12 protein-coding genes are annotated in these 13,050 nt (G+C 63.9%); 4 read left to right on the top strand and 8 right to left on the bottom strand.

What is annotated here, in order from left to right; all coding sequences use genetic code 11:
• Window positions 1-11: 11 nt before the first annotated feature.
• Both EYW47_RS19370 and EYW47_RS19365 read right to left on the bottom strand, forming a co-directional pair.
• Entirely contained in the window at window positions 12-455 is a 444-nt protein-coding gene (locus EYW47_RS19370; protein WP_133196448.1) for a DUF1269 domain-containing protein, read from the bottom strand.
• 80 nt (window positions 456-535) lie between these two features.
• Window positions 536-1,471: a LysR family transcriptional regulator gene (locus EYW47_RS19365; protein ID WP_133196587.1), complete on the bottom strand. Its 936-nt coding sequence runs from the start codon at window positions 1,469-1,471 to the stop codon at window positions 536-538.
• A gap of 276 nt (window positions 1,472-1,747) precedes the next feature.
• On the opposite strand from EYW47_RS19365, the gene EYW47_RS19360 reads away from it, so the two are divergent.
• The 3 genes from EYW47_RS19360 (at window position 1,748) to EYW47_RS19350 (ending at window position 4,295) form a co-directional block, all read left to right on the top strand.
• Window positions 1,748-3,178: an aminotransferase-like domain-containing protein gene (locus tag EYW47_RS19360; protein ID WP_133196447.1), complete on the top strand. Its 1,431-nt coding sequence runs from the start codon at window positions 1,748-1,750 to the stop codon at window positions 3,176-3,178.
• Between the two features lie 4 nt (window positions 3,179-3,182).
• A complete protein-coding gene (locus EYW47_RS19355) occupies window positions 3,183-3,824 on the top strand; it encodes a MarC family protein (RefSeq protein WP_133196446.1) in 642 nt (213 codons plus the stop codon).
• A 261-nt stretch (window positions 3,825-4,085) separates the two neighbouring features.
• On the top strand, window positions 4,086-4,295 hold the full coding sequence (locus EYW47_RS19350) for a hypothetical protein (RefSeq protein WP_133196445.1): 210 nt from the start codon (window positions 4,086-4,088) through the stop codon (window positions 4,293-4,295).
• Between the two features lie 139 nt (window positions 4,296-4,434).
• Here the strand turns inward: EYW47_RS19350 and cysN are convergent, their stop codons facing one another.
• From cysN to EYW47_RS19325, 5 genes are all read right to left on the bottom strand, one after another.
• A complete protein-coding gene (gene cysN / locus EYW47_RS19345; RefSeq protein WP_133196444.1) occupies window positions 4,435-6,327 on the bottom strand; it encodes a sulfate adenylyltransferase subunit CysN in 1,893 nt (630 codons plus the stop codon).
• Window positions 6,327-7,223, bottom strand: a complete 897-nt coding sequence (gene cysD, locus EYW47_RS19340; protein WP_133196443.1) for a sulfate adenylyltransferase subunit CysD — start codon at window positions 7,221-7,223, stop codon at window positions 6,327-6,329. Before cysD ends, cysN begins: the two co-directional genes overlap by 1 nt.
• A 796-nt stretch (window positions 7,224-8,019) precedes the next feature.
• On the bottom strand, window positions 8,020-9,270 hold the full coding sequence (locus EYW47_RS19335; protein ID WP_133196442.1) for an NADH:flavin oxidoreductase: 1,251 nt from the start codon (window positions 9,268-9,270) through the stop codon (window positions 8,020-8,022).
• A gap of 16 nt (window positions 9,271-9,286) precedes the next feature.
• On the bottom strand, window positions 9,287-10,063 hold the full coding sequence (locus tag EYW47_RS19330; protein ID WP_133196441.1) for an SDR family oxidoreductase: 777 nt from the start codon (window positions 10,061-10,063) through the stop codon (window positions 9,287-9,289).
• A gap of 97 nt (window positions 10,064-10,160) precedes the next feature.
• The gene (locus EYW47_RS19325) at window positions 10,161-10,646 is read right to left on the bottom strand and encodes an SRPBCC domain-containing protein (RefSeq protein ID WP_133196440.1); all 486 of its coding nucleotides are present in this window, start codon (window positions 10,644-10,646) and stop codon (window positions 10,161-10,163) included.
• 276 nt (window positions 10,647-10,922) lie between these two features.
• On the opposite strand from EYW47_RS19325, the gene EYW47_RS19320 reads away from it, so the two are divergent.
• A complete protein-coding gene (locus EYW47_RS19320) occupies window positions 10,923-12,065 on the top strand; it encodes an acyltransferase family protein (protein ID WP_133196439.1) in 1,143 nt (380 codons plus the stop codon).
• Window positions 12,066-12,135: 70 nt separating this feature from the next.
• Here the strand turns inward: EYW47_RS19320 and EYW47_RS19315 are convergent, their stop codons facing one another.
• Complete coding sequence (locus tag EYW47_RS19315; protein WP_133196438.1) at window positions 12,136-12,909, bottom strand: SDR family NAD(P)-dependent oxidoreductase; 774 nt, start codon at window positions 12,907-12,909, stop codon at window positions 12,136-12,138.
• Window positions 12,910-13,050 lie beyond the last annotated feature (141 nt).

The raw sequence follows: 13,050 nt of genomic DNA, 5'->3' as shown, positions 1-13,050 counted from the left end.
CGCTCCGCGCTTCACCACGACAACGGTTGGGTAAAAACCTTGCCGCCATATCCCAGCACGACGTTTTCAATTTCGTATTCGGGCGGCTCTTTGGCTTCGACGATGAGCGCGACGCTGCCGGGCTTGAGCTCCTCCGCAATCGATTTCGTGAGCTTGCCGTCGAGAGCGTGCTCTGCAAGCCCCGCGCCGGCCCCGATGGTCACGCCCGCCAGCGCGCCGAGCGGGCCGCCCAGCAATCCAATCAGGCCGCCCGTCACCGCGCCGATGACCGTTCCCCAATACGATTCGGTGTACTGGCTGAGCACCGCGAGCTTGCCGTCCGCGCTCTTTTGGACCATCGCGCCGCTTTCGATCTTGAAGCCGTCACCATCCTTTTCGAAATTCTTGAAATCGCGCGCGGCCCGTTGTGCCACATCCAGATTGTCGAAGGTCGCAACCACCAGCTTTTGAGTCATCTTCGCACTCCTGTCTCGTTGGGCAGCATCTACTAAAGATAGGCAATCGGCACGTTCGCGCCACGCAGGTTTTGCCGATATTAACGATCGGGTGCCGGCGCGCCGGGCGTGGGCGGCTGGCTATCGAGCACTTCGGCCACGTAGGCCTTGAGGGTTTCGACAATCTTGCGCACGCGCACCGGCACCGGGCGTTGCGGACGAATCAGCAGGTTCAGCGCAAGCGCCGGCACTTCGTAGTGCGGCAGCAACCGCACGAGCTGGCCGCGCTCGATGGCGTCCTTCGCGGCGGGCGCTTCGAGCACGCCAATGCCCACGCCGGCCAGCACCATTTCATACATGGGCCGCCAATGGTTGGTCTTGATGGCCGTGCGGATCGCGATGCTGTCCACGATATCCGTGCCTTTCGTGAGCGGGAGCTGGTCCGCGTCGAAGGCGCCCTTGACGCGGATGAAGCTGTGCTTCGCGAGGTCGGCCGGTTCGGCGATCGCGGCATGCCGCAACAGATAGTCGGGCGACGCCACGAGCAGCCGTTCGACCTGGCCTTGCGGGTAGGCGATGAACGCGCCGTCGCCAAGCTGGCCGAGCCGGAACGAAATGTCCACGCCCTCGGTCACGAGATCGGCAAGCCGGTCGTTCAGGACGAGCTCGATATCGAGCTGGGGCCAGCTTTCCCGAATCCGCTTGAGGCCTTCGGGCAGCACAGTTTCGCCAAAGCAATGCGGCGCCGCGATCCGGATCGTGCCTTTGACGACCTGATCCTCATTCGATACTTCCGCGACCGCCTGCTCGACGGCGCCGAGCACCGACTTGCTGCGCTCGTGAAAGATGATCCCCTCCGGCGTGCATTTGAATGCGCGCGCGTTGCGCAGCAGCAGCTGGCAGCCGAGATACTTCTCCAGCCGCTCGATGCGCTCGCTTACCGCGGGCTGGCCGATATCGAGGTCGCGTGCGGCCCCGGAAATACTGCCGCGCTCCACGACCCGCACGTAGATGCGCATGGCTTCCAGCAGATTCACGTGCCGCTCCCTGGCGTGGCCGGCTGTCTCGCCGGAATGCGCGGGGGGATGCGTGGCGGGGTGTGCTGCAGTGAGGTTCGTGGACATATCAGCCCTTCCATTCATCAAGCTCCAGATTCATGTCGTCGCGTGCATCGAGGCGACGATGCGATGGTGAAAGGTTAAGGGGGCGGACTCATGAGCGAAATGCACAAATCGGGGCCGGCCCGAAGAGTACAGTTCTGCTACGATCGGCCTCGCGCAGGGGGAGCCAACGAACGCCACGGAGGGCGTTGGATGAAACTGTACGAAAAGCTGGCAGACGATCTCGAACGATCGATCCGGCAAGGCGTCTACCGCCGCGGCGAAAAATTGCCGTCGATACGCCAGACGAGCCTGCAGCACCGGGTCAGCATCACGACTGTGCTGCGCGCTTACATTCTTCTGGAGAGTCGCGGCTTGATCGTGAGCCGCCCGCAGTCCGGCTATTTCGTGAGCGGCGCAACAGGCGATGAGCAGGCGCACATTCCGGAATTGCGGCCTTCGCGGCCGGTGCCGATCTCGTCGCCGGTGGACGTGAGCCGCCTCGTGCTTTCGACGCTGCGCTCGATCGGCGTCGACGAGGCCGTGCCGCTGGGCTCGCCGTACCCCGACCCGCGCCCGTTCCCCTTCGACAAGCTCAACCGCTACGCCTATGAGGCGGGGCGCGGCAAGGCGATCTGGGGCGTGACCGACGCGTTGCCGCCCGGTAACGCGCGGCTCATTCGCCAGATTGCGCGTCGCCACCTCGAAAACGGCATGAGCGTCGACCCGAACGAGATCGTCGTGACAGTGGGCGCCACGGAGGCGATCAATCTGTGCCTCCAGGCGGTGGCGAAACCCGGCGACGTGATCGCCGTGGAGTCGCCGACGTTCTACGCGATGCTGCATGCCATCGAGCGCCTGGGGATGCACGCCATCGAAGTGGCCACGCATCCCGAGCACGGCATCGATGTGGAGGCGCTGGAGGCAATCGTCGCGTCGCAGCCCATTGCCGCGTGCATGATCATGCCGAATTTCCAGAACCCGCTCGGCTTCATGATGCCCGATGCGAACAAGCGCGCACTCATGGCGCTCCTCACGCAGCGCGATATTCCGGTCATCGAAAACGGCGTTTATAACGAGCTCTATTTCGGCGATGCGCATCCCACCACGCTGAAGTCGCTCGATACGAAGGGGCTCGTGCTGCATTGCGCTTCGTTTTCGAAGAGCCTCACCGTGGCCTACCGCGTGGGGTGGGCGCTGCCCGGGCGATATCGCGATCAAGTGGAGAAGCTGAAATTCCTCAATACGCTCACCACGGCCACGATCCCGCAAATCGCCATTGCTGAGTTTCTCGAGCGTGACGGCTACGAACATCATCTGCGGCGCGTGCGCAGGCACTACGCCCAGCAGGCCAACCTGATGCGGGCGATCGTGTCGCGTTTCTTTCCTGATGGCACGCGTATTTCGCGGCCGGTGGGCGGCTACGTGCTCTGGATCGAGCTGCCGGAAACGGTGGATGCGTTGCGCCTCTACAAACTCGCGCTGGAACAGGGCATCACGATCGGCCCAGGCCACATGTTTTCAATCTTCGAGAATTCGTACCGCAATTTCATCCGGCTCAATTACAGCAGCGCGTGGACCGATGAAATCGAGCAGGCTGTGATCACCGTCGGCAAGCTCGCCGGCGAACTTCAGCGAGGTTGACGCCATGCATCTCGATCTTTCGTTCTCGGTGAAAGTGTTTTCGGCGCTGTTCGCGATCATGAATCCGATCGCGAATGTCCCGGTGTTCCTTTCCCTGACTGAAGGCGCAAGCGACGCCGCGAAACGAAAGATCGCGGGCGTCACCTTCATCGGCGCGACCATTGGATGCCTGATCTCGGTGAGCGTGGGCGACACCATTCTTGGCATATTCGGCGTCACAATCGAGGACTTCCGGCTAGCGGGCGGCCTGCTCGTCCTGCTCATTGCGCTCGACATGCTGCACGGCAACTCGAGCGCGGAGCACACGCCCCGGCAAAACGAAATGGGTAAGGGCGGCGGCGATCAAGACGTGGCCATTTTCCCGCTCACGATGCCGCTGCTCGTCGGCCCCGGCACGATTGCGACGCTGATCGTATTTGGCCATACCGCGACGAAGCAGGGCGAGGTCGCCAGCCTCGCGCTAGGCCTCGCCGTGTTCCTCGTGCTCCTCGCGATTGCGCTTTTCTCCGCACCGCTCATCGGACGGTTCTTGTCGCCCAAAGTGACCGCCATTACCAAACGCTTGATGGGCATGATCCTGGCCGCCATCGCGGTGGAGATGATGACCGCGAGCTTGACCGCGCTCTTCAAGGGCCTGGTCCATTAGCGGTTAACCCTCGGTCCGCCGCCTGAGCGCGACCAGGCGCTCATGGAGAAGCACCGTGCATCCAGCGCGCCCGGCTGCGCGTAGCGGATGCCGGGTGTGGAAGCGCTTCCCTGAATCGACTCGCGTTAGACCCGCGTTAGACCCTAGTCGGAATGGACGATGGCGCGGCGCGAGCGTCCCGCTAACTTGGCCGTTATTCGGCGCGATGCCGAATAACGAAGGGCACGAAGCCACGAATGCCCCAAGATCGGGAGACGGTCCATGAAGCTGACGAAATCCAGGGTGTGCGCGTTCACGGTTGCCGCAATCGCTGCAGTTGCGGCCGTGTGCTACGCGATCGGCGGCCCCGATCAAAACACCTATATCGCCGGCTTCATGCCGTGCAGCGCGGTCGATTCAAGCGGGCAGCCCCAGGACTGCATACCGGTCGACCGATCTCGCCTGAGCATTGCCGCATTGCGCGGCATGTGATTCCCGGCTGAAAGAATTCTGAAAGCAATGCTTGCCCGGTGCGCATTTGCGCGTCGGGCAAGCGTTGTTTTCATCGCAAGAAACGGCGCGGCCCGCATCGTCCCCGAGAACTGGACGATGCGGGCCTTTGCGTCAGACTTTAGCGGTGCAGGAGCCAGTCCACGATCCGGCCGGCGGCTTGCTCGGGCGTGTCGACGGTCGTGTCGATGCGGATCTCGGGCTGCTCGGGCGGCTCATAGGGCGAGTCGATGCCCGTGAAGTTCTTCAGCTCGCCACTGCGCGCCTTCTTGTAGAGCCCCTTGGGATCGCGCTGCTCGGCCACGTCGATGGGCGTGTCGACGAAAATCTCGACGAAGCCGTCCGGCCCCGCCAGCGCGCGCGCCATGTCGCGTTCGGCGCGGAACGGCGAGATGAACGAGACGAGCGAGATGAGTCCGGCGTCCATCATGAGCCGCGCCACTTCGGCCACGCGACGGATATTTTCGACGCGGTCGGCCTCCGAGAAGCCCAGGTCCTTGTTCAAGCCGTGCCGCACGTTATCGCCGTCGAGCAAATACGTGTGCTTGCCGAGCGCGTGCAGCTTTTGCTCGACGAGGTTTGCAATCGTCGACTTGCCCGCGCCGGAGAGCCCCGTGAACCAGACCACGCGCGGCGTCTGATGCTTGAGCGTGGCGCGCGCGCCGGCGTCGATGACCGTGGCCTGCCAGTGCACGTTCTGCGAGCGCCGCAACGCGAAATGCAGCATGCCTGCGCCCACGGTGTTGTTGGTGAGCCGGTCGATCACGATGAAGCCGCCCGTATCGCGGTTCTCCGCATAGGGATCGAACGCCACCGCGCGGTCGAGGTTCAGGTTGCACACGCCAATCTCGTTCATGTCGAGCGTGCGCGCGGCGAGGTGCTCCAGCGTATTCACGTTCACGCGGTATTTCGGCTGCGAGCAGGTCACGCCCACGGTCCGCGTGCCAATCTTCAGCAGATAGGGGCGGCCCGGCAGCATGGGTTCTTCGTTCATCCAGACGAGCGTGGCTTCGAACTGGTCGGCGACGGCGGGCGGCGCATCGGCACGCGCGATCACGTCGCCGCGGCTGATGTCGATCTCGTCTTCGAGCGTGAGCGTGACCGCCTCGCCACAGCGCGCACTGTCCGTTTCGCCGGCTGCGGTGATGATCGACGTCACGCGGCTGTCGCGGCCGGACGGCAGCACGCGTACACGCTCGCCGCGGCGGATCTCGCCGGCCGCGATATTGCCCGCGTAGCCGCGAAAGTTCAGGTTCGGACGGTTGACCCACTGCACCGGCAGCCGGAACGGCTGGGCGAGGCGGGCATCGTCTTGCACGGGCACGCTCTCGAGATACGCCATCAGCGAGGGACCGTCGTACCACGGCGTGTTGGCGCTGGTCTCGGTGACGTTGTCGCCCGCGAGCGCCGAAAGCGGAATGCTCACGATATCGTGCAGGCCGATCTGGGCCGCGAATGCGCGATATTCGTTCGTGATCCTCTCGAATACGTCTTGCGCGTAGCCGACCATGTCGAGCTTGTTGACGGCCAGCACAATGCGGCGAATGCCGATGAGCGACACGAGATAGCTGTGGCGGCGCGTTTGCGTGAGCACGCCCCTGCGCGCGTCCACGAGAATGACGGCGACGTCCGCCGTGGAGGCGCCCGTGATCATGTTGCGCGTGTACTGCTCGTGGCCGGGCGTGTCGGCCACGATGAACTTGCGCTTTTCCGTTGCAAAGAAGCGGTACGCGACATCGATCGTGATGCCTTGCTCGCGCTCCGCCGCGAGGCCGTCCACGAGCAGCGCGAAGTCGAGATTGCCGCCCTGGGTGCCGACTTTCTTCGAGTCCGCCTCCAGCTGGCTCAGCTGGTCTTCGAACAGCATCTTCGACTCGTAGAGCAGGCGGCCGATCAGCGTGCTCTTGCCGTCGTCCACGCTGCCGCAGGTAATGAAGCGAAGCAGGCTCTTCTCTTGCTGCGCGCTCAGGTATCGCTCGACATCGTCGGCGACGGTGGTGGTGACGGTGGCCATTAGAAGTATCCCTCCTGTTTCTTCTTTTCCATCGAGCCTGCGGAGTCGCTGTCGATCAGGCGGCCCTGGCGCTCGGACGTCTTGGCCAGCAGCATCTCTTCGATGATGCCTGGCATGGTGTCGGCCTCGCTTTCGATGGCGCCGGTCAGCGGGTAGCAGCCCAGCGTGCGAAAGCGCACCTTCTTCATTTGCGGGACTTCGCCCTGGCGCAACGGCAGGCGTTCGTCGTCGACCATGATGAGCGCGCCGTCACGCTCGACCACCGGGCGCTCCTTCGCGTAGTAGAGCGGCACGATGGGGATATTCTCGAGATAGATGTATTGCCAGATGTCGAGCTCGGTCCAGTTGGAGATGGGAAAGACGCGAATGCTTTCGCCTTTGCGCTTGCGCGCGTTGTAGAGGCGCCAGAGTTCCGGGCGCTGCATCTTCGGGTCCCAGCGGTGATGCTCCGAGCGCAGCGAGAAGATGCGCTCCTTCGCGCGCGACTTCTCTTCATCGCGGCGCGCGCCGCCGAACGCGGCGTCGAAGCCGTAGTGGTCGAGCGCCTGTTTGAGGCCCTGGGTCTTCCAGACATCGGTGTGGACCGCCGAGCCGTGTGTGAAGGGGTTGATGTTCTTCTCGACGCCTTCGGGATTGACGTGCACCAGCAGATCGAGGCCCAGGCGCTGCGCAGTCTCGTCGCGAAACGCGATCATCTCGCGGAACTTCCACGTGGTGTCCACGTGAAGAAGGGCGAAGGGCGGCTTGGCGGGGTAAAAGGCCTTCATCGCGAGATGCAGCATGACGGAGCTGTCTTTGCCGATCGAGTACAGCATGACCGGTTTTTCGCACTCCGCCACGACCTCGCGCATGATGTGGATGCTCTCGGCTTCGAGGCGTTCCAGATGGGTCATCATCGATAGTCTCCTGTTTGTTTATGCCTGGCGCGCAGGTCGTTGAGGGGCGAGCTGCGCTGCTGCATGGAGGAGAACTTACCGGTTGGGGGACTCAGGGTTCTTCGTCCGACCAGACTAAAAGTGTATTTGAGGTTGGTTTTTTTTGGTGTGGGGTTTGGGGTGGTTTTTTTGGGGGCGTTGGCCTTTACTTGATTTCGCGGCGGGCCGCAGGCGTTACCCCTGTGCGGGGCGGCACCTACTTTTCTTTGCAGCGGCAAAGAAAAGTAGGCAAAAGAAAGCCGCTCACACCGCCAGTGTGACGCAGTCCACCACTGCCCTGTATATCGGAGCGGCTCCGGAGCGTCTGTCATCACTTGCTACGTGCCGGAGTGACTAAGGGCTCATCCATCCGGCGGCGCTACGCGCGCCGTGAGGCATAACCAAAAACCGGTGGGAAACACGCAATTTCGTAGGACTCCGGCGTATTCACCCGGCAGTACTTCCGCCATTCGCCGGGCAGCACGCCCGGTTTTCCTTGCGGACCCTTCCGCCCGCGCGTAGCGCGTGGCGGGATGGATGAGCCCTTTGTCACTTGCGCGGAGTGTGCGGGAAGACGGATGCCCCGGAGCCGCTCCGATTAACAGGGCAGTGGGGGACTGCGTCACACTGGCGGTTTGAGCCGCTTTCTTTTGCCTACTTTTCTTTGCGGCTGCAAAGAAAAGTAGGTGCCGCCCCGCACAGGGGCAACACAAATATACCTACATGAAAACAAGGAAATGCCAACGCCTTACGACCCGCGACCAAAGCGTGGAGCGCCTCAACCCACAGCAAGCTGCTGCGTAAGCGCGGGATCATTCCCCGACCCAAGCGCGCAGCTCACCCCAGCCGGATCGTAGATTCTCGCAACACACGCATTGCAACTATTGCAAGCAGAACGCGCATGCGTACCCCTCCGAAAGTGCTCCACAAGCGCAGGATCATGAATCAGCGCGCGCGCAAGCGCCACACAATCGAACCCTTCGGCCATCAGCTTCCCGACGCCGTCGAGCGAGCGCACACCGCCCACATAGGCGAGCGGCATTTTCACCGCCGCGCGAATTGTTCTCGAATCCTCAAGAAAATAATTCTCCCGGAACTTCAGATTGCGCGGCGTGCGCATCTCCAGCATCTTCACCCCGAGCCTTGCAAACAGATGCGGCGCGGCAGCCTTCATCTGCTCGGTGGGCATGGGGCTCCCGAACAGCACCCAAGGGCTTTCCACATTGCGCCCGCCGCTCAGGGTCAGCAGATCGGCACCGGCGTCTTCAAGCAAGCGCGCCGTCACCGCGGAGTCCTGCGCGCTGTTGCCGCCCGCCGCGCCGTCGCTCACACTCAACTTGCACGTTACCGCGAGCTGGGCGCCCACGGCGTCCTTGACGTGGTGCAGCACGTGCAGCGGAAAACGACTGCGCTGCTCGACGCTGCCGCCAAAGCGGTCGTGGCGGCGGTTGCTGAGCGGCGAGAGGAACTGGTTGAGCAGATAGCCGTGGCCCATGTGGATCTCCACGGCGTCGAATCCGCTCTCGCGCGCGAGGCGCGCGGCTTGTGCGAACTCGGCGGCCACACGCACCATGTCGACCTCGCTCATCGCGCGCTGAAAGTACACGCCGTAGAGCATGCCAAACGCGTTTAGCCCGCTCGATGCCGAAAGCGGCGTGCGGCTGCCGCCGTGACGCATCATCGTGAACGAGCCGGCATGCGTGATCTGCAGGCACGCGGCGGCGCCCTCACGATGAACCGCATCCGTGAGCACCCGAAAATGCGGCACGATGCCGGGGTGCATATGCATCTGATGCGAGAACGTCAGGCCGTCGGCGGCCACCGCCGCGTAAGCCACCGTGGTCATGCCGATGCCGCCCGCCGCAAGGTCGCGGTGATGCTTGACGAGCGCTTGGGTTGGCAGTCCCACGGGCGTCATGCCCTCGTTGGCACCCGCCTTGATGAAGCGGTTGCGCAGCGTGAGGGGGCCGATGCGCAGCGGCGAAAAGGGTGAGGGCGGCAGTGCGTCGGGCGCGTGAGTTTCTTGCATGGGACGCTCCATGGAATCAGAAAGTGTCGGCGCGCACGCTCGCGTCGTGTCCGCCGTCAATGAAGAGCACGCTGCCGTGGATGAACCCGGCCTGCTCGCCGCAGACATAGTGGATCAGCGAAGCGATTTCATCGGGCTCGGCGCGACGCCCCACCGGTGGCACGAACTGGCGGATGGCCTCGCCGTAGCGCGCATCGCGCAGGCCGGCTTCGAGCAGTGGCGTTTGCACCGCGCCAGGCGCCACGGCGTTCAGCCGCACGCCGGCACGGCCCCATGACGCCGCGCGGCGGCGCACCGCAACGGCCAGAGCGTGCTTGGAGCTCGCGTAAGCGGCGTAGCCGGCCTGGTCGGCGGGACTCGCCTCGACGAGCGCATGCACGCGGGCCTCGTCGTCTTCGAGGTAAGCGTCGTGCAGCGGATGGCCTGCCCACGGTTGCAGCACCGCCGAGTTCGACGACACCGCCACGGCCGCCGGCCGGCTGCCGCGCTTGAGCGCCTCGAACAGGCCGTCGAGCAGCGCGAGTGTGCCGAAGTAGTTGACGCTCGCGACGAGCGTGGCCGGCTCGGCCTGGGGGCCAAGGCCCGCGCAGCAGACGAGCGTGTCGATGACGCCGCCGCTGCGCGCGAGCACGGCATCGATGGCGGCCTCGCGGCCCGTGGCGCTCGACAGGTCGGCGCACACGTCGGCGCGCGCGATGTCGACGCCAATCACGTTCATGCCGGCCTCGGCGAATTGCCGCTGGACGGCGGCGCCAATGCCTGAGGCGCTGCCGGTGATGACTGCGGTTTTCATGCGTGGTCTCTTCGGTTGGAGTGGCTGGGCGGCGAGCGCTTGCATTCAACGGTCATGCTGCCTCGTGCGCGCGATGTGTGTGCCGCCTGCGTTGAAATCAGACCGCCTGGGTCGCGCGGGCTTCGCGGTACAGCGTTTCCGCGCGCTGCTTGAGGGCGTGTGCAACGGCGGAGAATCCCTGGCGCACCCATTCGCCGTGCTGCGCCATCACGGTGGGCGCGGTCGGCCCGAGGAAGAGATCGGTGGAGTGATAGCGGCAGCGCGCTTCATCGAGCACCTCGATGATCTGGTCGCGGCGCGCCGCGTCCGGGTTGTCCGCGCTCGAAATCATTTCCCACGAGAGCAGCGTCGGGCGGTCGAACGCGGCCAGGTGCTCGACGACATGGAGCAACTCGCCAGGCCGCGTCGGGTCGGGCAGATACAGGTTGACCGGCTCGCCCATGCGCAGGGTCGATTCGACCTTCACGGTGTACGGGTTCCACTCGGGATAGCGGGGGAGATCGATCAGGATGTCCCAGACGAACGATGCGGGCGCATCGATATCGACCTTGACCGAGCTGACGAGGTATTGCGAGTCGGACATGCGAGCCTCCTTGGGGCGGGAAAGGGTCGCGTGAGGCGGGGCCGGCTCACGCGTCGCCATCGTGGCACCGCCTGGGCGTTGGCTTCTTCGTCCGGACGGACTAAAGGCGGGCAAACCCCAGGGAAACGCCAGCAAATTGCGCCACGCCGGTAATGCATCGCCGCACGCGTCATTTGCTCCTTGCATCGAGCAAATTGATACGACGATTTATTTATGTTTTTTTTAACGACCGGCGCAGGTAGGCTCCAAGCCATTGACTAGCAAAAGGGGCACATCATGTCCGGAGCGCCTGAGTCCCGCGCGCCGTCGGCCAAATCGCTCAAAATCGACGCGATCCGGTTCATGGCAGCGCTCTGGGTAATGCTCTATCACTTCGGTCCGCCGCCGTTCAAGGCGTTCTTTCCGGCCTCGCTGGCAAGCGTTGGCGGCGCGCTCTGGTCGGGCTCCGTGCTGCTTTTCGCGGGACCCGCGGCCGTCATCGTGTTTTTTGTCATTTCCGGTTATTGCATTCACAATGCATATCACCGCGATGCCACACTGCGGCCCATTAATTATTTTGCATCGCGCTATGTGCGCATCGGTTTGCCGCTCGCCGTGGTCGCGGTGCTCTGCCAACCGCTCGGCAATGCCGGCAATCTGCTCGAGTCGGTGCTGTGGTCCCTTTACTGCGAGATCGTCTATTACACGATCTATCCGCTGCTGCGCAGCCGTTTTCGCTACGTGGGCGAAATGATCGTTGGCGTGGCGCTTGCTGCCGCCGTGATGGTCTGGTACCGCCACACGCATACGCAACTCGTGTGTGCGCACTGCGTCTACGAAAACTATGGCGTGGCCGGCACCGCCTTCCTGTATCTGCCGGGCTGGCTGCTTGGCTGTCTCGTGGCCGAGATGCATCGCAGCGCCATCGACGGCCGCTCGAGCTATCGGGCATCGGCGCTCACGGCAGGCATCGCGCGCGGCCTCGCGGCGGTGTCGGGCTGGCTTGCGAAGCATCTGGCCGCCGCGCGCATTGCGATCGTGACCGCGGGGTCGTTCACGTTCCTGCTTGCGTCCACTTCGCACATCAAGCCGGCTTTTCTGCCGTTCATCGGACCGGATATCACGCTGCCGGTGTTCCAGTTCGTCGTGGCCGGATGGATCGCGGCCGAAACGGCCACCCAGGGCCGCAGCGTGTTCTGGCGCTACGCTGGTGCGCTTGGCGCGTGGTCGTACAGCCTGTATCTGTGCCACAAGCTCGCGCTGGCCATTCTCGGCGAGACAGGCTATCCGCAGGGGCAGACGCTCGCCTGGCTCGCGACGGTGGCCGTTGCGCTCGCAACTAGCTATGCGTTCTACTGCGCCGTCGAGCGGCCTTCGCACCGGCTCGCGCACCGCTTGCGCAAGTTCGTCGCGAAGGTGCCCACGCGGCCGGCGGTTTGAGCGGCGCTGGGCGGATTGACGCCGGTACAGGGTGCCGGCCTCACCACGCAGCGCAGTCCTCACGAATTCCCTAGATGCCGAAGCCGCCGGACACGTTCAGTTGCTGCCCGGTGATGTAAGCCGCGTTTTCGGAAGCCAGGAACACGGCGGCGCGGCCGATGTCCTCAGGCTTGCCCCAGCGTTTGAGCGCAAGCATCTGCATGGTTTCGTCGATCCATTTCTGGTCGAACTGGCCCTGTTCGAGGAGTTGCGGGAACATGCCGGCCTCGATCACACCGACCAGGATGGAATTCGCACGGATGTTGTAGCGGCCTTCCTCGCGGGCGAGGCCCTTTAGCAGCGATTCATTGGCGGCCTTCGGCGCCACCGACAAGCCGTCGCGATCCGGCCAGCGCAGATGGCCGGCCGAGCCCAGCGCAACGAACGAGCCGCCGCCCGCGGCGCGCAGATGGGGCAGTGCAGCCTTGGCCGCATTGAAGAACCCCATGACCTCGACATCGATGGCGCGACGCCAGTCTTCAAGGCTCATTTCGCTGATATGGCGCTGGTTCACGAAAGGGCCCGCGGCCCAGACGATGGTGTGCACGCGGCCGTGAGTTTCGATGGCGGCGTCCAGTGTTGCCTGGACTTGGGCGGTGTCGGTAACGTCGACCTGGTGGGTGCTTGATTTGACGCCCGCTTCGCGGACCTGGCTGGCGATGCGGTGTGCTACGTCGGCCTTGGTACGGTAGCCGATTGCGACCGGTACCCCGGCGCGCGCGAACTCGAGGGCGACGCCTTGGCCAATGCCGCCGCTGCCGCCATAAATCAATGTGGCGCCATCTGGGAATCCGCTCTTGTTCATGATTGGTTTTCCTGTGGTTTTAGTGAGTGTATTGAAGGGCTGATTGCTGGGGGTTGGGGTGGCTTTTTTTGGGGTGTTGGCCTTTCCTTGTATTCGCGGCGGGCCGCATGCGTTGCCCCTGTGCGGGGCGGCACCTACTTA

It is taken from the genome of Paraburkholderia silviterrae (assembly GCF_004353915.1).
Taxonomy (GTDB): Bacteria; Pseudomonadota; Gammaproteobacteria; order Burkholderiales; family Burkholderiaceae; genus Paraburkholderia; species Paraburkholderia silviterrae.
This window is presented reverse-complemented; position numbering and strand designations above follow the sequence as displayed.